Source organism: Pseudomonas sp. CFBP 13711 (assembly GCF_014842265.1).
In the GTDB taxonomy this organism is placed as follows: Bacteria; Pseudomonadota; Gammaproteobacteria; order Pseudomonadales; family Pseudomonadaceae; genus Aquipseudomonas.
Genome location: NZ_JACYVI010000009.1, coordinates 208357 through 228215 on the forward strand (window position 1 = coordinate 208357; position 19859 = coordinate 228215).

A 19859-nucleotide genomic window follows, 5' to 3' on the forward strand; every position below is an offset into this window, starting at 1 on the left:
TGGCATCAGAGTTGATGCACATCCCGCGGGATGCACGGCCCATGTAGGAGTGACCGGGGTGGCGCTCCTACACCGTTTGCGCGGCGATCTTCACATCCAGGCTCAAGCGGAACTGGCTGCCGTTGCCCGGCTCGGATTGGTGGCTCAGGCGCCCGCCCTGCAATTCAATCAACTGTCGGCAAATCGCCAGACCGATGCCCAGCCCGCCGTATTCCCGCGTCGTCGAGCCATCCACCTGGAAGAAGTTGGCGTACAGCGTTTCTTCATCCAGACGGCTGAAGCCGATGCCGGTGTCGATGACGTCGATCACCAGCCGCACTTGCTCGGCGTCTGGGCGCTGGCCATTGACGCGGATTCTGATCGAACCGGTCTTGGTGAACTTGATCGCATTGTCCAGCAGGCACTCCAGGCACTGGCGCAACTTGATGCCGTCACCGTGCAGGCTGTCCGGCAGCGTCTCGTCCAGTTCCACACTGAACGCCAGCGCCTTGCTGCGGGCCAGCGGTTCGAAGCCACTGCGCAGCTGAAACAGCACATGACGCAGGCTAAATGGCTCGTTGCGCACGGTGATGCGGCCCGCTTGCAGTTCAGTCAGCGTGAGAATGCCGTTGACGATACCCATCATGTTTTGCGCCGAGTCGGCGGCGGTCTGGCGATACAGCTCGATCTCGCTGTCGGCCACGTCCATCTGCATCAACTCCAGCGAACCGATCACGCCGTTCATGGGCGTGCGCAATTCATGGGTCAGCGTGGCGAGAAACTCGTCTTTCAGTCGGTTGCTCACGGCCAATTGCTGATTGAGGGCTTCGAGCCCCTGCTGCGACTGCGCCATGATCTGCGCCTCGCGCTCACGCATGGCATTGATGCGGTCGGCCAGCGCCAGCGACAGTAACGCCACCTCGATCACCGAGCCGATCTGGCTGGCGTACATGGTCCAGAAGTTGTTGGGCAGATGCCCGAGGAGCATGGTCGCGTTGACCACTCCGCCGATCAGGAACGCCGACCAGCCGATAATGAAATACCGCGCGACCCGCCGTCCCTTGAACCACGCCGCCAGCCCGATCAGCAGCACCACCGGCGTGAACAGCAAGACCAGCCCCGTCACCAGCCGCAGCGCTACGCCGTAATCCATGCTCAGCGCGAGCGCCATGATCACCGCCGCGCAGACCATCATCACCAGAAGCGGCACATCCAGCCAGCGACCGAGGCTCGGCGTCTGCAGGAATTTACGGGTGAACTGGCTGGCAAACAGGATCGCGGCAGCAATCAGGAAAGTGGTCGAGGTATTGGCCCACCAAGGGTTGTCGGGCCAGAAATACTCGATCGCCGCGCCATTGACCGACACCTGATACAGGCCGAAGAAGGTGATGTAGAGGATGTAATGCAGGTAAGCGGTGTCGCGCACGCTCAGGTAGATGAACAGGTTGTAGACCAGCATCACCGCCAGCACGCCGTAAATCATGCCGAGGATGTACAGGCGCGACGGCTGCTCTTCTATATACGCATGACTGGCCCACAGATTGAGCGGCGCCTGCACCGAGCCGTGACTGGCGACGCGCAGGTAAACGGTTTTGGTCTCGTGGGCGTTCAGGTTGAGATCGAATACGTAGTTGTTCTGCTTAATCTGCCGGCTGGCAAATGGCAGCATGTCGCCGGTCTGCCAGGCCAGACTGGGGCGCGCGTCGCCGTTGCCGAGGTACAGATCGACGTGGTCCATCGGCGGGTAGGCGAGTTCGAGCAACCAGTCGGCGGACGCCAGCGGGTTGGCGGGACGATAGGTCAGTCGCACCTTTAGCCAGAACGCCGAGCGCGAATACCCGGCGTTGAGCGACGGACCGGCAAGCGGTTTGAAGCGTGCAGCGCCCTCGGGAGATGAGACTTGCTGGATGGTCGCATCGCCGGTGGGGTCTTCGAACACCTGGGTGTCGCGCCCCAATGCAAGGGTGCGGGTGTTTTCATCGAAGTCCACGGCGCTGGCGAACATCGGCAACAGGCAGAACAGCGCAATCAGCACCAAGCGCATGGGTCACCGCCTTGGCACTGATGACGGGCGCGAGCCGCCGTGGAATCGTGGGACGGCTTCGCAATTCTGCGAGCGACCGCTGTATGGGTCGAAAGGGTCAGCGGGCAACGCACTTGCATTTACTCTTTTGGCGGAACAGATGAAGCGCCACAGGATAGCGATTGATAGCTCGATGACACCATCTAAATCTGTGTATCGGGTGAGACCGGTTCGTTCACATGCAGGACTGTCTTTGGCCAGATTGCCAAGCAGTACAGGCTGATCGCAATGCACCTGGTGGGACCGGCTTTAGCCGGGAAGGCGTCAGGCGTCTCGCTGCAAAATGAGGGATGTTCGCACTGGCCCCTTCCCGGCTGAAGCCGGTCCTACTAACAGCAGGCGTCCTGCCGCAAAAATGATTGTGTTTGCACCGTCCCCTCCCCCGGCTGAAGCCGGTCCCACTGGCAAAAAGTTTAGTGGTAAGCTCGCGCACCATGAATATCTATAGCTCCCGCCCTGTTGTCCTCTGTCTCTCCGGTCACGACCCCAGTGGCGGCGCCGGCTTGCAGGCAGATATCGAAGCCCTGCTCGCCCAGGGTTGCCACGCCGCTCCCGCTGTCACCGCGCTGACCGTTCAGGACACCGTGAACGTCACTGACTTTCGCGTGCTGGACCGCGAGTGGGTGCTGGCGCAAGCCAATGCCGTGCTCAACGATTCCACCGTCGCGGCAGTGAAGCTGGGGATGTTGGGTTCGCTGGAGATGGTCGACACCGTCGTTGAACTGCTGGCAGCGCATCCGCATCTGCCCATGGTCTGCGATCCGGTGTTGCGTGCCGGTGGCGGCGGTCGGCTGGGCAAGGACGAAGTGGGTTACGCCATGCGCGAGCGTCTGTTGCCACTCGCCACCATCGCCACGCCAAACCTGCCGGAAGCGCGCATCCTCGCCGAACTGCCTGAAGGCACCGCCGATGAATGTGCCGAAAAGCTGCTGCCGTTCTGCGAGCACTTGCTGATCACCGGCGGTCATGGCGATGAGCACGAAGTTCACAACCGTCTGTACATCCGCGGCGGTCAGTCACGCACCTTCACCTGTCAGCGTTTGCCGGGCAGCTATCATGGCTCCGGCTGCACACTGGCCAGCGCCCTGGCGGGAAGACTGGCGCAGGGCCAGGACCTGATTGGCGCTGTGCAAATGGCGCTGGACTACACTTGGCGCACGCTGCGCGATGCCGAACAGCTGGGCCGGGGACAATTCGTTCCGCGCCGCCTGCCGCTGGATTTCTGCTCGTAACGCCACGAAAAAGAGGCACCCTGATGAGATTACGTGGCTTGTATGCCGTGACCGACAGCCAGCTGTTGGCCGGCAAATTCCTGTCTTACGTCGAAGCCGCCCTCGATGGCGGCGTGACCCTGCTGCAATACCGCGACAAATCCGGCGACGAGACCCGCCGCCTGCGCGAAGCCTCGGCGCTGCTCAAGCTGTGCGAGCGCTACAAGACCCGCCTGATCATCAACGACGACGCCGAAGTGGCCGCGCGCCTGGGCGTCGGCGTGCACCTTGGGCAAACCGACGGCTCGCTGCCTGACGCCCGCGCCCTGCTTGGTCACAAAGCCATTGTCGGCGCGACCTGCCACGCACAGCTGGAACTGGCCGACAAGGCCAAGACCGACGGCGCCTCGTATGTCGCCTTCGGACGCTTCTTCAATTCCCAGACCAAACCCGGCGCACCGACCTGCAGCCTCGACCTGCTCAGCCAGGCACGCAAACGCATCAAGCTGCCTATTGCGGTGATCGGCGGCATCACCCTGGAGAACGCCGCGCCGCTGGTGGACCACGGCGCCGATCTGCTGGCCGTCGTGCACGGGCTGTTCGGCGCTGAAACCACTCAGGAAGTTACGCGCCGCGCCCGGGCTTTCAACGATTTGTTCAAACCCGCCTGATTCTGCATCAGGCCGGTTACGCACTCATTCATTCCCGATTCAAACAGAGACCTCATCATGTCCCGTTCTGAAACCCTGTTCGCCAACGCCCAGAAACACATCCCCGGCGGCGTCAATTCACCGGTCCGCGCGTTCAAAAGCGTGGGTGGCACGCCGCTGTTCTTCAAACACGCGGTCGGTGCCTACGTCACCGACGAAGACGACAAGCGTTACGTCGATTACGTCGGCTCGTGGGGCCCGATGATTCTGGGCCACAGTCATCCTGACGTGCTGGATGCCGTGCGCAAGCAGCTGGAACACGGGCTGTCGTACGGCGCGCCGACCGCGATGGAAACCGAGATGGCCGATCTGGTCTGCTCGATTGTGCCGTCGATGGAAATGGTGCGCATGGTCAGTTCCGGCACTGAGGCGACCATGAGCGCGATCCGTCTGGCGCGCGGTTTCACTGGGCGGGACAGCATCATCAAGTTCGAAGGCTGCTACCACGGCCACTCCGACAGCCTGCTGGTGAAAGCCGGTTCCGGCGCGCTGACCCTGGGCGTGCCGAGTTCGCCCGGCGTACCGGCGGCCTTCGCCAAACACACGCTGACCCTGCCGTTCAACGACATCGACGCGGTCAGAACGATGCTCGCTGACGTCGGCCAGGAAGTGGCGTGCATCATCGTCGAGCCGGTGGCGGGTAACATGAATTGCGTGCCGCCTGCGCCGGGTTTCCTGCAAGGCCTGCGCGAGGCCTGCGACGAGCACGGCGTGGTGCTGATTTTCGACGAAGTGATGACCGGTTTCCGCGTCGCCCTCGGCGGGGCCCAAGCCTATTACGGCGTGAAGCCGGACCTGAGCACCTTCGGCAAGATCATCGGCGGCGGCATGCCGGTCGGCTGTTTCGGCGGCAAACGCGAAATCATGTCGCATATCGCGCCGCTGGGCCCGGTGTATCAGGCCGGCACGCTGTCGGGAAACCCGCTGGCAATGGCGGCGGGACTGACCACCCTGCGTCTGATCAGCCGCCCGGGTTTCCACGATGAGTTGAGTGCGTTCACCACGCGCCTGCTGGAAGGCCTGCAACAGCGCGCCGACGCCGCCGGCATCCCGTTCGTGACCACTCAGGCGGGCGGCATGTTCGGCCTGTACTTCAGCGACGCCAAAGAAATCGTCACTTTCCAGGACGTAATGACCAGCGACGCCAATCGCTTCAAGCAATTCTTCCACCTGATGCTGGAAGGCGGCGTGTACCTGGCGCCGAGCGCGTTCGAAGCCGGCTTCACCTCGATCGCCCACGGCGACGCAGAGTTGCAGCAGACGCTGGACGCGGCGGAAAAGGCATTCGCCCAACTGAAATAACGGGCAGACCGGGCGGAATGGATTCCGCCCGCGTCTCTACAGCCTGCTCAACCTCCCTGAATTCAGGCCAATCAAGGCCGCGCAGCAGAAAATCAGTAAAGACTTTGTAAGGTTGCCCTCGCTTATTTCATAATGCGCAGCCAGCACGTTTCGCTGGACGGGCATGCCCGCACCTTTTTCAGAGGTAAGTCGACTTCCATGAATCGCACCGGCCGCACCCTTGCATTGGGCTGCCTGTTGCTTCTTCATCCCCTGCTGGCTAATGCAGGTGGCAACTCGTTGTTGATCCCGGCGGTGGGTCGTTGCACCCTCAATACCCAGCCAGACAACCTGCCAGCAGCGTTGTCCGCTTGTCAGCAGGCGGCTCAGGATGGGGATGCGCAGGCGCAATACGAGTTGGGGGAGTTCTACTACGAGGGCAAAAGTGCGCCACGTGACTTGACCCAGGCACTCAATTACTTCGAAAAAGCTTCGTTGCAGGGGCACGCCCAGGCGCAGTACCAGCTGGGCTTGATGTTCTTTCGTGGCGAAGGGGTGCAGGCCAACAACATTCAGGCGTATATCGTGCTGAAGATGGCGGCGGTCAATGGTTCGGAAGATGCGCTGGATCAGGCGGACGAAGTGTCCGCACAGATGAAGCGCGAAGATCTCGAAGTGGCCACCCAAGTGCTCGGGCAGATTTTCCGCAAATACCTGCTGGAGCTGCAGACCGCTGAAGGACGCACGCCGTTTGCGCCCTTCCCTGCCGACAGCGACAAGCCTTGATCTGAATTACTTGTCCGGCATGGGCATCGGAAACGGCATGACGTTGCCGGTGTGACGCGCCTCGGTGATCTTCGCTGTGCCCATCCGCTCCACTTCATCGATCCGCACGATCGAGTGCATCGGCACGAAGCTGCGCACTACGCCATCGAACTGCGCCTTGAGCTTCTCTTCGCTGGGGTCGACCACGACGGTGGTGCGCTCGCCGAAGACGAATTCTTCCACTTCCAGAAAGCCCCACAGATCACTCTGATAGATCTGTTTGGCGTACATCTCGAACACCTGTCCCTGGTTGAGAAAAATCACCTTGTAGATTGGAGCTTCGCGTTTGGTCATAACAGGCAGGCAGTGATCAGAGTTTTGAAAAGGGCGCGAACTATAGCATGCCGCTGGTTAGACGACGCTAGGAAGCCGGGGCCCGCATCCCTATAATGCTCGGTTCTTTGAATCACCTGATGAACCCCCGCATGGCCAAGAAGCTTTACATCGAAACCCATGGTTGCCAGATGAACGAGTACGACAGCTCGCGCATGGTCGATCTGCTGGGCGAACATCAAGCACTGGAAGTGACCGCACGGGCGGAAGACGCTGACGTCATCCTGCTCAACACCTGCTCGATTCGCGAGCGGGCGCAGGATCGGGTGTACTCCCAGCTTGGCCGCTGGCGCGAATTGAAGCTGGCAAATCCGGAAATGGTCATTGCCGTCGGTGGCTGCGTGGCGAGTCAGGAAGGCGCCGCCATCCGCGATCGCGCGCCGTACGTCGACGTGGTGTTCGGCCCGCAGACCCTGCACCGTCTGCCGGAAATGATCGACGCGGCGCGCATCACCCGCCTGCCCCAGGTCGACGTCTCGTTCCCTGAAATCGAAAAATTCGATCACCTGCCCGAGCCCCGTGTCGATGGCCCGAGCGCTTATGTGTCGGTGATGGAAGGCTGCAGCAAGTACTGCACGTTTTGCGTGGTGCCTTACACCCGTGGCGAAGAAGTCAGCCGGCCGTTCGACGACGTCATCAACGAGGTGCTTCATCTGGCCGAGAACGGCGTGCGTGAAGTGACCCTGCTGGGCCAGAACGTCAACGGTTATCGCGGCACCACCCACGGCGGGCGCCTCGCTGACCTGGCCGAACTGATCCGCGTGGTCGCCGCCATCGACGGCATCGACCGCATTCGCTACACCACTTCGCACCCGCTGGAGTTCTCCGACAGCCTGATTCAGGCCCACGCCGAAGTCCCGGAACTGGTGAAGCATCTGCACCTGCCCGTGCAATCAGGTTCCGACCGGATTCTCGCGGCCATGAAACGCAATCACACGGTGCTAGAATACAAGTCACGCCTGCGCAAGCTGCGCGCGGCGGTGCCGGACATCTGCATCAGCTCCGACTTCATCGTCGGTTTCCCGGGCGAAACCGAGAAGGATCACCTGCAGACCATGAAGCTGGTGGAAGACGTCGGCATGGATTTCTCCTACTCCTTCGTCTACAGCGCGCGTCCCGGCACACCGGCCGCCGATCTGCCCGACGACACGTCGGAAGAAGTGAAGAAAGAACGCCTGAAACAGCTGCAGGACCTGATCAACCGCCAGGGTCTGGACATCAGCCGCAAGATGGCCGGTACCGTGCAGCGCATTCTGGTCACCGATTATTCGAAGAAGGACCCTGGCGAACTGCAGGGCCGTACCGAGAACAACCGGATCGTCAATTTCCGCTGCGACAACCCCCGGCTGATCGGCCAGTTCGCCGATGTCTATATCGACAGCGCCCAACCCCACTCGCTGCGCGGGTCGTTGTTGCAATAAGCCAAAGCGCCCCAATCTAATCGCCACGCATGATGTTTATGCGCAGGACCGGGCGCTGAATCTGCTGTCGGACAGCCGCCATACGTCGGCTGCACCGGCGCACGATTCAGCTCGCAGGCCCGGCGGGCTGTCTGTTATCGGCTGCCCCGCCGGGCGTCTGCGCAGCTCATTTATCCATTCGTGAGTGAACCCTTCCTGACACTGCCTGCAGGGGTTATCCTTCACGTCACTTCACATTGCCGTCGGGCGGCCCAAAACCACTTTGAACGCACCTATCGAACCACATCGCTTCAGCCTCGAACCTATCGAGGCTCACCGCTTCGCCAATCTGTGCGGGCAATTCGACGAGCATTTGCGCTTGATCGAACAGCGCCTGGACATCGAGATCCGCAATCGCGGAGGCCAGTTCGAGATGATCGGCGAGCGCAAACAAACCACCTCGGCAGAGAACCTGCTGCGCCGGCTGTATCGGGAAACGAAAGCGACCGAACTGTCACCGGACATGGTTCATCTGTTCCTGCAGGAATCCGGCGTTGAAGAGCTGGATAACCACCCTGCTGCCGAAGTCGGCGTCGCTCTGCGTACCAAGAAAGGCATGATTCGCCCCCGTGGCTTGAATCAGCAGCGGTACGTGAAGGAAATCCTCGCCAACGACATCAACTTCGGCATCGGTCCGGCCGGTACCGGCAAGACTTATCTGGCAGTGGCCGCTGCGGTTGATGCCCTTGAGCGCGAGACCATCCGCCGCATCCTGCTGGTGCGTCCTGCCGTAGAAGCGGGCGAAAAGCTCGGCTTCCTGCCCGGCGACCTGTCCCAGAAAATCGACCCGTACCTGCGCCCGCTGTATGACGCGCTGTACGAAATGCTCGGCTTCGAATACGTCGCCAAGCTGATCGAGAAGCAGGTGATCGAAGTCGCGCCACTGGCGTACATGCGCGGTCGCACCCTTAATAACAGCTTCATCATTCTCGACGAGAGTCAGAACACCACCGTCGAGCAGATGAAAATGTTCCTGACCCGTATCGGCTTCGGCTCCACCGCCGTGATCACCGGTGACGTCACCCAGATCGACTTGCCCAAGGGCACGAAATCCGGTCTGAACCACGTTATCGACGTGCTCAAGGACGTGCCGGGCATCAGCTTCACCCACTTCAAGCCCAAGGACGTCGTGCGCCATCCGTTGGTGCAGCGCATCGTCGAAGCCTACGAGCGCTACGAGGAACGCAACGACAATCCGGCCGTACCCCAGGGTTCACGGGACACTCGACGCGATGCTTGAGCTGGATCTGCAACGTGCGAGTCAGGCCAGCGCCCCGAGCGAAGCCCAGTTCCGCCTCTGGTGTGAAATGGGCCTGCGCCAGCGTTCGGCTGACTCGGAACTGACCATTCGCCTCGTCGACGAAGCCGAAGGCCGAGAACTGAACAACACGTGGCGGCACAAGGATTACGCCACCAACGTGCTGTCGTTTCCTGCCGACGTCCCCGACGAGATGCTGGACATTCCGCTGCTGGGCGATCTGGTCATCTGCGTGCCTGTCGTCACCCGTGAAGCCGCTGAACAGGGCAAGTCATCGGACGCTCATTGGGCGCATCTGGTGATTCATGGCTGTCTGCATCTGTTGGGCTACGATCACATCGATGACGACGAAGCCGAAGAGATGGAAGCGCTGGAACGGGAGTTGCTTGCAGAGCTTGGCTATCCGGATCCCTACGCCGACGACGAATCCGTCGACAGTCCGCATTCCGACACACCCCATTTAGAAACATCAGCCAAGGACCACGAGTAAGGGCTATGAGCGAAGACCGATCGAGCAACGGGCAAAAGTCATGGTTGGGCAAACTGACCCAGGCATTTGCCCATGAGCCGAAAAACCGCCAGGAGCTATTGGAGCTGCTGCGCGAAGCCCATCAGAACAAGCTGCTGGACAGTGAAGCGCTGGCCATCGTCGAAGGCGCCATTCAGGTCGCTGACCTGCAGGTCCGCGACATCATGGTGCCGCGTTCGCAGATGATCAGCATCAAGGCCAGCCAGACCCCACGCGAGTTTCTGCCTGCCGTGATCGATTCGGCGCACTCGCGCTACCCGGTCATCGGTGAAAGCCACGATGACGTGCTGGGCGTCTTGCTCGCCAAGGACCTGCTGCCGCTGATTCTCAAGGAAGACGGTGGCAGCGGCGACGTGAAAAGCCTGCTGCGCCCGGCGACCTTCGTCCCTGAATCCAAGCGTCTGAACGTGCTGCTGCGGGAATTCCGCGCCAACCACAATCACATGGCCATCGTCATCGACGAATACGGCGGCGTGGCGGGTTTGGTGACCATCGAAGACGTGCTCGAGCAAATCGTCGGCGACATCGAAGACGAGCACGACGTCGAGGAAGACAGCTACATCAAGCCGCTGCCCAGTGGCGACTTCCTGGTCAAGGCGCTGACCCCGATCGAGAGCTTCAACGAGTTCTTCGACAGCGGGTTCTCAGATGACGAATTCGACACCGTCGGCGGTCTGGTGATGAACGCGTTCGGGCACCTGCCCAAGCGTAATGAAATCACCGAAATCGGCGCGTACCGTTTCCGCATCCTGAATGCCGACAGCCGTCGTATTCACTTGCTGCGCCTGAGCCCGATCAACCGCACGTGATGCCCTACCCGCTTGAAGGAATGTAAATGCGCTGGATCACCCGCCCCGGCTGGCCCGGTAACCTGCTGGTCATGGTGGCCGGCGCGTTGATTACCCTGGCCCTGGCACCCTTCGATATCTGGCCACTGGCGATTGTCGCGCTGGTGGTTTTCTATCTCGGTCTGCGCGACCTCACACCCCGTCAGGCCCTCTGGCGCGGTTGGTCCTACGGATTTGGCCTGTTCGGCGGCGGCACCAGCTGGATTTACGTCAGCATCCACACCTATGGCGAGGCGCCGGTCTGGCTGGCGGCCTTCCTGATGGTGCTGTTTTGCGCGGCGGTGGCGTTTTTCTTCGCCCTGCCGGCATGGATTTGGGCCCGCTGGATCCGCCGTAACGAAGCCCCGCTGGCGGATTCACTGGCCTTTGCCGCCTTGTGGTTCGGCCAGGAAATGTTTCGCGGCTGGTTCCTCACCGGTTTCCCCTGGCTGTATTCCGGCTACAGCCAACTCGACGGCCCGCTCACAGGGCTCGCGCCATTGGGCGGCATGTGGCTGATCTCCTTTGTGCTCGCGCTGACTGCAGCGCTGCTGTGCAATCTGCCCCGTTTGCGGACGCGCGCCCCGAAGTTGGCGGCTGGCATTGTGTTGCTGCTGGCGCCGTGGGTTGCCGGGCTGGCGCTGAAGCATCACGCCTGGACCGAGCCTTCGGGCAAGCCGCTGACCGTTGCAGCCATGCAGGGCAACGTCGAGCAGAGCATGAAGTGGGACCCGGCGGCGCTCAACGCGCAACTCGCGCTGTACCGGGACATGACCTTCACCTCGAAAAAAGCGGACCTGATCATCTGGCCGGAAACCGCCGTGCCGGTGCTTAAAGAGTCTGTCGAAGGTTATCTGTCGGTGATGGGCAAGTTTGCGGCCGAGCGCGATTCGGCGTTGATCACCGGGGTACCGCTGCGAGAAAAAGGCACCCATGGGGAATACCGTTACTACAACGCCATTACCGTAACGGGCGAAGGCGATGGCACTTACCTGAAGCAGAAGCTCGTGCCATTTGGTGAGTACGTGCCGTTGCAGGACCTGCTGCGTGGGCTGATTACCTTCTTCAACCTGCCGATGTCTGACTTTGCGCGCGGCCCATCCGGGCAGTCGTTGTTGCAGGCGAAGGGTTACGAGATCGCGCCGTTCATTTGTTACGAAGTGGTGTATCCGGAATTCGCCGCGGGGCTCTCCGCGCAAAGCGATCTGCTGCTGACGGTCAGCAATGACACGTGGTTCGGCACCTCGATCGGCCCGCTGCAGCATTTGCAAATGGCGCAAATGCGCGCACTGGAAGCCGGCCGCTGGATGATCCGCGCCACCAACAATGGCGTCAGCGCGCTGATCAACCCGTTTGGCGAAATCACCACCACCGTGCCGCAGTTCGAGCGCGCTGTGATGTACGGCGAAGTGACCCCGATGCACAACCTCACGCCCTACCTGCACTGGCGCTCATGGCCGCTGATCGTGCTGTCGCTGCTGCTGATCGGCTGGGCGTTCTTCGCAGGAAGGATGGCGAAGGCGGTGTGAGCCGGTTGCTGGCTCTCTGCAATAGAGGTCACGGCGTCCTGACACAGCGCCGTCGTGCAGCGAACGCAACCTTGTGGGAGTGAGCTTGCTCACGAAGACGGCATTTCAGCCGCTGAAGATTCACCGGATGATCGGACCTCTTCGCGAGCAAGCTCGCTCCCACATGAACAGTGCCTACCGCACCACCGTGGGTCCCCCACGACGCCAAGGCAATTCTGTCACCGGTAAAACAAGCGATAGCCCACCAGTCCCGCCGCTTCATTGATCAATTGCCCGTTCTGCCACACCGCCCTCGCCTCCGGCGTCCAGCCGCCGAAGGGGCGGGCGTTGTCCACGCTCAGGAATCCGACCGGCGCCGGAACCACGTCAAATCCGGCTTTCTCGAAACTCCACACCGAACGCGGCATGTGCCACGCCTGGGTGACCACGACCACGCGCTTGATGCCCTGGGGCAACAAGATCGCGGCGGTCATGTTGGCGTTTTCCCAGGTCGTGCGGCTTTCGCCTTCCTGCCAACGGACATTCACCCCAAAGTCATCGCGCAGGGAGTTGGCAATGATCGCCGCCTCGCTCGGTGGCTCGCCGTAATGCAGCCCGCCCGTGGTGAGGATCGGCAGGCCCGACGCCTTCGACAAACGCGCGGCGTACCTCATGCGCTCCAGCGCAACGCCTGTCGGGATGTCAGTGCCCCAGCTCGGGTCATTGCGTTCACGGCCAGAGCCCAGAATCACGATCGCATCTGCACGTTGAGCCAGCGTGGCCCACTCGCTCTGGGGCAGCGGCGGAATGCTCTCGATGCCCTTCGCCGACCACTCCACCACAATGGGCAGACTCATCGCGGTCATGCCGCCAACGCCGATGACGAACAGCACCCGCGCCAACACCGGCCGGCGATTTTTCAACCACCAGGCGAGCACCAACAACAGCAGGAAAAGGCCCGGAGGCAGTAGCAGGTTTTTGATGAAATAACGAAAGGGCATCGGGCATCTCCAAAGATGCCCGAAGCCTAGAAGCAATGACGCTAAGCAGCAATGCTCGATTGGCCGGGGTCAGCCCCCCGCAGAAGTTAACGCTTGAAATGTTTGGTGGAACTGTAGCGACTCAACTTTGCCGACACCTTGACTCGGCGCTGATCCTTGAGCCAGATGACATTGGCTTGAGGATGCGGCGCTCGCATCGACTCGGAAGGCTCCCGTGAGGTGCTGGAACTTCCCCTCGTGATGATCGAAGAATCTTCTTTGATAACGATTTCGGTCCTGCCCAGATAAGCCTCGATCAACTGAAACTCGGCGTGGCTCAATCCACGCAACTCAAGCTCGGCGGGGGATTCGTTTCGAAGCCGCACCGCCGTTTTTGCTGTGTCCAGAGCCAGGCCCAGACGATCGATCAAACGGTCATACACATCAGGTTGCTCTACTTCATGCTGCAGCTCTGCCATCCGCTCACCTCACTGAAGATAAACACTTACCCCCGTCAGTGAGCTTAGCGCCACTGCAAAAACCGGCGCGGTGCCGCGACCAACGGCGGATGCCGCAGATGGCGAGTCTTGAGCACGCAATCAGGGTTTCCCTCGGCTTGGTAGCCTCATGTATGCTACGGCGCTTCCTGTAAATCCACTTCCGCCCAACCGGGCATGGATGCATCGCAATGCGGACGGCCTCGTCTGGCATGCGAAGGCTTCCTGATCCGGTCGCGCCGAGAAGCGGTCAAGGGTCACTCATTTCAGCCAAAAGTAGCCATGCACGAACTCTACCAGCCCCGCGAAATCGAAGCCGCCGCCCAGACCTTCTGGGACGAGCAAAAGTCTTTTGAAGTCAGTGAACAGCCAGGCAAGGACACCTTCTACTGCCTGTCGATGTTCCCTTACCCCAGCGGCAAGCTACACATGGGTCACGTGCGCAACTACACCATCGGCGACGTGATCGCCCGCTACCAGCGCATGCAAGGCAAAAACGTGCTGCAGCCGATGGGCTGGGACGCGTTCGGCATGCCGGCGGAAAACGCCGCGATGAAGAACAACGTCGCTCCTGCCAAGTGGACCTACGAAAACATCGCCTACATGAAGAACCAGCTCAAGAGCCTGGGTCTGGCGATCGACTGGTCCCGCGAAATCACCACCTGCAAACCCGATTACTACCGCTGGGAACAATGGCTGTTCACTCGCCTGTTCGAAAAAGGCGTGATCTACCGCAAGAACGGCACCGTGAACTGGGACCCGGTCGACCAAACCGTTCTGGCCAACGAGCAAGTCATCGACGGGCGCGGCTGGCGTTCGGGCGCGGTGATCGAAAAACGCGAAATTCCGATGTACTACTTCAAGATCACCGCCTACGCGGATGAGCTGCTGGAGAGCCTCGACGAGTTGCCGGGCTGGCCTGAACAGGTCAAGACCATGCAACGCAACTGGATCGGCAAATCCCGTGGCATGGAAGTGCAGTTCCCGTACGACCAGGCGTCGATCGGCGAAGCCGGCACCCTGAAAGTCTTCACCACCCGCCCCGACACCCTGATGGGCGCGACCTACGTGGCCGTTGCCGCCGAGCACCCTCTGGCGACCCTGGCTGCGCAGAACAATCCCGAGCTGCAAGCGTTCATTAACGAATGCAAAAGCGGCAGCGTCGCTGAAGCGGACGTCGCCACCCAGGAAAAGAAAGGCCTGCCGACCTCGCTGTTCGTCGAGCACCCGCTGACCGGCGAGAAGCTGCCGGTGTGGGTCGCCAACTACGTGCTGATGCATTACGGCGACGGCGCGGTCATGGCCGTTCCTGCCCATGACGAACGCGATTTCGAGTTCGCGACCAAGTACAGCCTGCCGATCAAAGCCGTTGTGCGCACCAGCGCGGGCGATGAAACCCCTGCGCCCTGGCAGGACGCATACGGCGAGCACGGTCAACTGATCAACTCCGGCGAGTTCGACGGCCTGGATTTCGCCGGCGCATTCGACGCCATGGAAGCCGCGCTGCTGAAGAAAGAACTGGGCAAGTCACGCACCCAGTTCCGCCTGCGCGACTGGGGCATCAGCCGCCAGCGCTACTGGGGCTGCCCGATTCCGATCATCCACTGCGACACCTGTGGCGACGTGCCTGTCCCGGAAGATCAACTCCCGGTCAAGCTGCCTGAAGACGTGGTACCGGACGGCGCGGGCTCGCCACTGGCGCGCATGCCAGAGTTCTACGAGTGCAGCTGCCCGACCTGCGGCGCGCCGGCCAAGCGCGAAACCGACACCATGGACACCTTCGTCGAGTCGTCGTGGTACTTCGCCCGCTACGCCTCGCCTCACTACGAGGGCGGCATGGTCGACCCTAAAGCCGCGAATCACTGGCTGCCGGTTGATCAATACATCGGCGGTATCGAACACGCGATCCTGCACCTGCTGTACGCGCGCTTCTTCCACAAGCTCATGCGCGACGAAGGCCTGGTTAGTTCCAACGAGCCGTTCAAGAACCTGCTCACCCAAGGCATGGTCGTGGCCGAGACGTTCTATCGCCTGGAAGCCAACGGCAGCAAAACATGGTTCAACCCGGCTGATGTCGAGTTCGAACGCGACAGCAAGGCCAAGATCATCGGCGCCAAACTGATTGCCGACGGCCAGCCGGTTGAAATCGGCGGCATCGAAAAGATGGCGAAATCGAAGAACAACGGCGTCGATCCTCAGTCGATGATCGACCAGTACGGCGCCGACACCTGCCGCCTGTTCATGATGTTCGCCTCGCCACCTGACATGAGCCTGGAATGGTCTGACTCCGGCGTGGAAGGCTCGCACCGCTTCCTCAAGCGCGTCTGGCGCCTGGCTCAGGCCCACGTGACGGCGGGCGCTGCAAGCGCACTCGACAAGAGCGCGCTGAACGACGATCAGAAGGCCGTTCGCCGCTCGATTCATCTGGCCATCAAGCAGGCCGGTCAGGACGTTGGGCAGCATCACAAATTCAACACCGCTATCGCTCAGGTGATGACGCTGATGAACGTGCTGGAAAAAGCGCCACAGGCTTCGGCTCAGGACCGCGCGCTGTTGCAGGAAGGTCTGGAGACGGTCGCGCTGTTGCTGGCGCCGATCACCCCGCACATCAGCCACGAGCTGTGGGCGGCACTGGGCCACTCCGACCCGATCATCGACGCCGGCTGGCCGGTGGTCGATGACTCGGCACTGGTGCAGGACACGTTGCAGCTGGTGATTCAGGTCAACGGCAAACTGCGTGGTCATATCGAGATGCCGGCCAGCGCCACCCGCGAGGAAGTCGAGACGGCCGCACGGATCAACGAAAACGTGCTGCGCTTCATCGACGGCCTGACCATCCGCAAAGTGATCGTGGTGCCGGGCAAACTGGTAAACATCGTCGCCAGCTGACGCAATCATCGGGCGCCTGTCTGCAGGCGCCGCATCAATTTCAAGAACCCGGGATGCCGGGTTCTAACGGATTCAAGGGAGCAACAAGATGATCAAACGCAATCTGCTGGTAATGGGACTCGCGGTTCTGCTGAGCGCCTGCGGTTTCCAGCTGCGCGGCACCGGCACCAACGCCCTGTCGATCAAGGAACTGGACGTGAGCGCGCGCGATGCTTACGGCGACGTCGTCACCCAGCTGCGTCAGACCCTGACCAGCAGCGGCGTGCACGTGTACACCGGCGCGCAGTACAAGCTGTTCATTGCCCGTGAAGACGAAACCCAGCGCACCGCGAGCTACGCCGGTTCCGGCCGCTCCGCCGAATACGAGCTGACCACCGTGCTGAAGTACGAAATTCACGGCAGCAAAGACGTCCTGCTGCTTGATGACTCCGTGCAGTCGCAGAAAGTCTTCGTCCATGACGGCAACAACCTGATCGGCTCTGACCAGGAAGCCGCGCAGATCCGTAAGGAAATGCAAAGCGACCTGGTGCAAAAAGTGCTGGCCCGTCTGCAGCAGCTGACGCCTGAGCGCCTCGATGAACTCCAAGCCAAAGCCGACGCCGCTGCCCGCGCCCAGGCCGATGCCGAAGCTGCAGCTCAACGCATTCGCGACGAGACGCCACAGCAGTCGCCTATCGAAATCCCGTCCAAGTGACGGCATCGGGGCCGGTTCGCCGGCCCTGATCTTTTCTGACCCATGAAACTCGCCCCCGCCCAGCTTTCCAAACACCTGCACGGCACCCTTGCGCCCGTCTACATCGTCAGCGGCGATGACCCGCTGCAGTGTCAGGAGGCCTGCGACGCCATTCGTGCGGCTGCGCGCCAGCAGGGCTATGACGAACGTCAGGTGTTCAGCGCCGATTCGAGCTTCGACTGGGGCACCCTGCTCCAGGCGGGCGCGAGCATGTCGCTGTTCGCCGAGCGCCGGCTGTTGGAGTTACGCCTGCCGTCCGGTAAACCCGGCGACAAAGGCGCCGCCGCGCTGCTGGAATACTGCGGCCGTCCCGCCGAAGACACGCTGCTGCTGATCAGCCTGCCCAAGCTCGACGGCTCGGCGCAGAAAACCAAATGGGGCAAGGCGCTGGTTGAAGGGCCGCAGACCCAGTTCGTGCAGATCTGGCCGGTGGACGCCAGCCAGCTGCCGCAATGGATTCGTCAGCGCCTGTCACAAGCCGGTCTGGCAGCAACGCCGGACGCCATCGAACTCATTGCTGCGCGGGTGGAAGGCAACTTGCTGGCCGCTGCACAGGAAATCGAAAAGCTCAAGCTGATGGCCGACGAAGGCCAGATCACGGTCGAGACCGTGCAGGCGGCGGTGGCCGACAGCGCGCGCTTCGACGTCTTTGGCCTGACCGACGCCATCCTCAATGGCGAAGCGGCCCACGCACTGCGAATGCTTGAAGGCCTGCGCGGCGAAGGCGTCGAACCTCCGGTCATTCTCTGGGCGCTGTCCCGCGAGCTGCGTGTGCTGGCCAATCTGGCGTTGCAGTTCAGTCAGGGCATTCCGCTGGACAAAGCCTTCAGTCAGGCGCGCCCGCCCATCTGGGACAAGCGCAAGCCGTTGATGAGCAAGGCCCTGCAACGCCACTCCGCGCGACGCTGGGGTCAGCTGTTGATGGACGCGCAACACATCGACGCGCAAATCAAAGGACAGGCCCAAGGCTCGGTCTGGAGCAGTCTGAGTCGACTGACGCTGCTGATGGCGGGACAACGGCTGGCATTGCCAGCGGAATAATCTGTAACCTTTCGATAGCTCAGGTTAATTGGACAGCGGCGCCGAAGTGGCCGAATATCCCCGCTGATGCACCCCACCACTTGAGCGAGAACGCCATGAGCAAAGCCAAAAAGCGGCCGAACAAGGCCAAATCCATCATCGCCCAGCCACTGTTCCGCAGCCGTCAGGAACAACCCGGCAAAGGCAAAGGCAGCTACCGCCGCGAAGCCTTCCAGTCTAAAAGCTGGGAGGCTTCTTCCGTTATGGCGGCGTGAAAACTTCAGGTTACTGACTGACGCCCCACCAGCAGGGCCGGCATGTTAAGGTCTGCACCTTCCGGTTTAGCACTGTGGACCCCAGAATGCCCCCAAGCTTTCCCCGTCGCTGGCACCTTCGCCAGTTGATCGCCGCCTCCAGCCTCTTCGCGCTGGTTGCCTGTGCCGAGCAGCCTACCGCTGCCGTTGCCACCCCTCTCCAGTCCGCGCCCGCGGCCCAAGTCGTCAAGAATCTGCCCACGCCTTCTGGCGCTGTTGCGCAACCCGACGACGGCAACTTTGAAATCCAGCCCGCAATGACCTTCAGCGAGTGGCAGAGCCAGTTCCGTGCTCTGGCGCTGAACGCGGGTGTGCGGCCCGATGTGTTCGATAGCGCGTTTGCCGGCGTCACGCCGGACATGAGCGTGGTCAAGGCCGATCGCAGTCAGCCAGAATTCAGCCGCCCGGTGTGGGAATACCTCGATGGCGCCATGTCGGCCGTACGCGTGCGCAAGGGTCAAGCCCTGCTCAACCAATACGCCGACGCGCTGAGCGCCATCGAGCAGCGTTATGGCGTTGATCGCCAGGCACTGGTCGCCGTGTGGGGCATGGAGAGCAGCTTCGGCCAGTTCCAGGGCACGCAATTGGTGATTCGTTCACTGGCGACGCTGGCCTATGAAGGCCGCCGACCGCAGTTTGCCCAGGACCAACTGATCGCCGCGCTGCAGATCATCCAGCACGGCGATATCGATGCGCCGAACATACTGGGCTCGTGGGCCGGCGCCATGGGCCAGACGCAGTTCATCCCGACGACCTACAACACTCACGCGGTGGATTTCGACGGTGACGGTCGCCGTGACATCTGGAACTCCCCCACCGACGCCCTCGCCTCCACCGCACATTACCTGCAAAGCTCGGGCTGGCAGAAAGGCCAGCCGTGGGGCTTTGAGGTGCAACTGGCTCAGGGTTTCGACTACGCGCTGGCCGACGCTTCAACCCGTAAATCCATCAGCGAATGGCAACAGCTGGGGCTGAAGCTGCCAAACGGTTCAGCGTTGCCGGCCAATTTGCTGCAACAGCAGGCGGCCTTGCTGTTGCCCGCCGGCTACAAAGGCCCAGCCTTTCTGGTGATGGACAACTTCCGCGCCATCCTCAAGTACAACAACTCGTCGTCCTATGCACTGGCCATCGGGTTGCTGTCCGAGCGGTTCAGTGGCGGCGGTTATGTGCAGGGCAGCTGGCCGCGGGGTGATCGTCCGCTGAGCCGCTCCGAGCGTATCGAGTTGCAGACGCTGCTCTCGGCCCGACAGTACGACGCAGGCGCCCCGGACGGGATCATCGGCGCCAACACGCGTAAGGCGATTCGCAGCGCACAGCAATCCTTTGGCTGGCCGGCAGACGGGTACCCGACGCAGGAGCTGCTGCAGCAGTTGCGCCAGCCGTAGATTCCGGCACAGCTAAACGCAACGCAAAAAAAACGGG

18 protein-coding genes are annotated in these 19859 nt (G+C 61.6%); 14 read left to right on the forward strand and 4 right to left on the reverse strand.

What is annotated here, in order from left to right; genetic code table 11:
- Window positions 1-67: 67 nt before the first annotated feature.
- Window positions 68-2023: a sensor histidine kinase gene (locus tag IFT47_RS17900; protein WP_192173743.1), complete on the reverse strand. Its 1956-nt coding sequence runs from the start codon at window positions 2021-2023 to the stop codon at window positions 68-70.
- A 473-nt stretch (window positions 2024-2496) separates the two neighbouring features.
- On the opposite strand from IFT47_RS17900, the gene IFT47_RS17905 reads away from it, so the two are divergent.
- The 4 genes from IFT47_RS17905 to IFT47_RS17920 all read left to right on the forward strand — a co-directional run bounded on the left by IFT47_RS17905 (window position 2497) and on the right by IFT47_RS17920 (window position 6050).
- A complete protein-coding gene (locus IFT47_RS17905; protein WP_192173744.1) occupies window positions 2497-3294 on the forward strand; it encodes a hydroxymethylpyrimidine/phosphomethylpyrimidine kinase in 798 nt (265 codons plus the stop codon).
- Window positions 3295-3317: 23 nt separating this feature from the next.
- Window positions 3318-3944 (forward strand): thiamine phosphate synthase, encoded by a 627-nt coding sequence (gene thiE, locus IFT47_RS17910; protein ID WP_192173745.1) that lies wholly within the window; start codon window positions 3318-3320, stop codon window positions 3942-3944.
- A 57-nt stretch (window positions 3945-4001) separates the two neighbouring features.
- Window positions 4002-5285 (forward strand): glutamate-1-semialdehyde 2,1-aminomutase, encoded by a 1284-nt coding sequence (gene hemL / locus IFT47_RS17915; protein ID WP_192173746.1) that lies wholly within the window; start codon window positions 4002-4004, stop codon window positions 5283-5285.
- Window positions 5286-5483: 198 nt separating this feature from the next.
- Window positions 5484-6050, forward strand: coding sequence for a tetratricopeptide repeat protein (locus IFT47_RS17920; RefSeq protein WP_192173747.1), 567 nt, complete (start codon window positions 5484-5486; stop codon window positions 6048-6050).
- Between the two features lie 6 nt (window positions 6051-6056).
- Here IFT47_RS17920 and IFT47_RS17925 read toward each other — a convergent pair whose 3' ends face one another.
- The gene (locus IFT47_RS17925; protein ID WP_065988358.1) at window positions 6057-6383 is read right to left on the reverse strand and encodes a DUF1820 family protein; all 327 of its coding nucleotides are present in this window, start codon (window positions 6381-6383) and stop codon (window positions 6057-6059) included.
- Window positions 6384-6514: 131 nt separating this feature from the next.
- Between IFT47_RS17925 and miaB the strand changes: the two genes are divergently transcribed.
- The 5 genes from miaB (at window position 6515) to lnt (ending at window position 12025) form a co-directional block, all read left to right on the forward strand.
- A complete protein-coding gene (gene miaB, locus IFT47_RS17930) occupies window positions 6515-7843 on the forward strand; it encodes a tRNA (N6-isopentenyl adenosine(37)-C2)-methylthiotransferase MiaB (protein WP_192173748.1) in 1329 nt (442 codons plus the stop codon).
- A gap of 262 nt (window positions 7844-8105) precedes the next feature.
- Window positions 8106-9122, forward strand: a complete 1017-nt coding sequence (locus tag IFT47_RS17935; RefSeq protein WP_192173749.1) for a PhoH family protein — start codon at window positions 8106-8108, stop codon at window positions 9120-9122.
- On the forward strand, window positions 9115-9630 hold the full coding sequence (gene ybeY / locus IFT47_RS17940; protein WP_192173750.1) for an rRNA maturation RNase YbeY: 516 nt from the start codon (window positions 9115-9117) through the stop codon (window positions 9628-9630). The genes IFT47_RS17935 and ybeY overlap by 8 nt, the downstream gene beginning before the upstream one ends.
- 5 nt (window positions 9631-9635) lie before the next feature.
- Window positions 9636-10478, forward strand: coding sequence for an HlyC/CorC family transporter (locus IFT47_RS17945; protein WP_065988361.1), 843 nt, complete (start codon window positions 9636-9638; stop codon window positions 10476-10478).
- A gap of 26 nt (window positions 10479-10504) precedes the next feature.
- Window positions 10505-12025 (forward strand): apolipoprotein N-acyltransferase, encoded by a 1521-nt coding sequence (gene lnt / locus IFT47_RS17950; RefSeq protein WP_192173751.1) that lies wholly within the window; start codon window positions 10505-10507, stop codon window positions 12023-12025.
- A gap of 218 nt (window positions 12026-12243) precedes the next feature.
- Here the strand turns inward: lnt and IFT47_RS17955 are convergent, their stop codons facing one another.
- Window positions 12244-13005, reverse strand: coding sequence for a YdcF family protein (locus IFT47_RS17955; protein WP_192173752.1), 762 nt, complete (start codon window positions 13003-13005; stop codon window positions 12244-12246).
- Between the two features lie 86 nt (window positions 13006-13091).
- A complete protein-coding gene (locus tag IFT47_RS17960; RefSeq protein WP_192173753.1) occupies window positions 13092-13463 on the reverse strand; it encodes a hypothetical protein in 372 nt (123 codons plus the stop codon).
- Between the two features lie 300 nt (window positions 13464-13763).
- On the opposite strand from IFT47_RS17960, the gene leuS reads away from it, so the two are divergent.
- The 5 genes from leuS (at window position 13764) to IFT47_RS17985 (ending at window position 19822) form a co-directional block, all read left to right on the forward strand.
- Window positions 13764-16370 (forward strand): leucine--tRNA ligase, encoded by a 2607-nt coding sequence (gene leuS, locus IFT47_RS17965; RefSeq protein ID WP_192173754.1) that lies wholly within the window; start codon window positions 13764-13766, stop codon window positions 16368-16370.
- A gap of 88 nt (window positions 16371-16458) precedes the next feature.
- Window positions 16459-17064, forward strand: a complete 606-nt coding sequence (locus IFT47_RS17970; RefSeq protein WP_192173755.1) for an LPS-assembly lipoprotein LptE — start codon at window positions 16459-16461, stop codon at window positions 17062-17064.
- A gap of 42 nt (window positions 17065-17106) precedes the next feature.
- Window positions 17107-18144 carry a DNA polymerase III subunit delta gene (gene holA / locus IFT47_RS17975; protein WP_192173756.1) on the forward strand — a complete coding sequence of 346 codons (1038 nt, stop codon included), beginning with the start codon at window positions 17107-17109 and terminating at the stop codon, window positions 18142-18144.
- A 95-nt stretch (window positions 18145-18239) separates the two neighbouring features.
- Window positions 18240-18398, forward strand: a complete 159-nt coding sequence (gene arfA / locus IFT47_RS17980; RefSeq protein WP_037017982.1) for an alternative ribosome rescue factor ArfA — start codon at window positions 18240-18242, stop codon at window positions 18396-18398.
- Window positions 18399-18484: 86 nt separating this feature from the next.
- The gene (locus IFT47_RS17985) at window positions 18485-19822 is read left to right on the forward strand and encodes a lytic murein transglycosylase (RefSeq protein WP_192173757.1); all 1338 of its coding nucleotides are present in this window, start codon (window positions 18485-18487) and stop codon (window positions 19820-19822) included.
- Window positions 19823-19859: the final 37 nt, after the last annotated feature.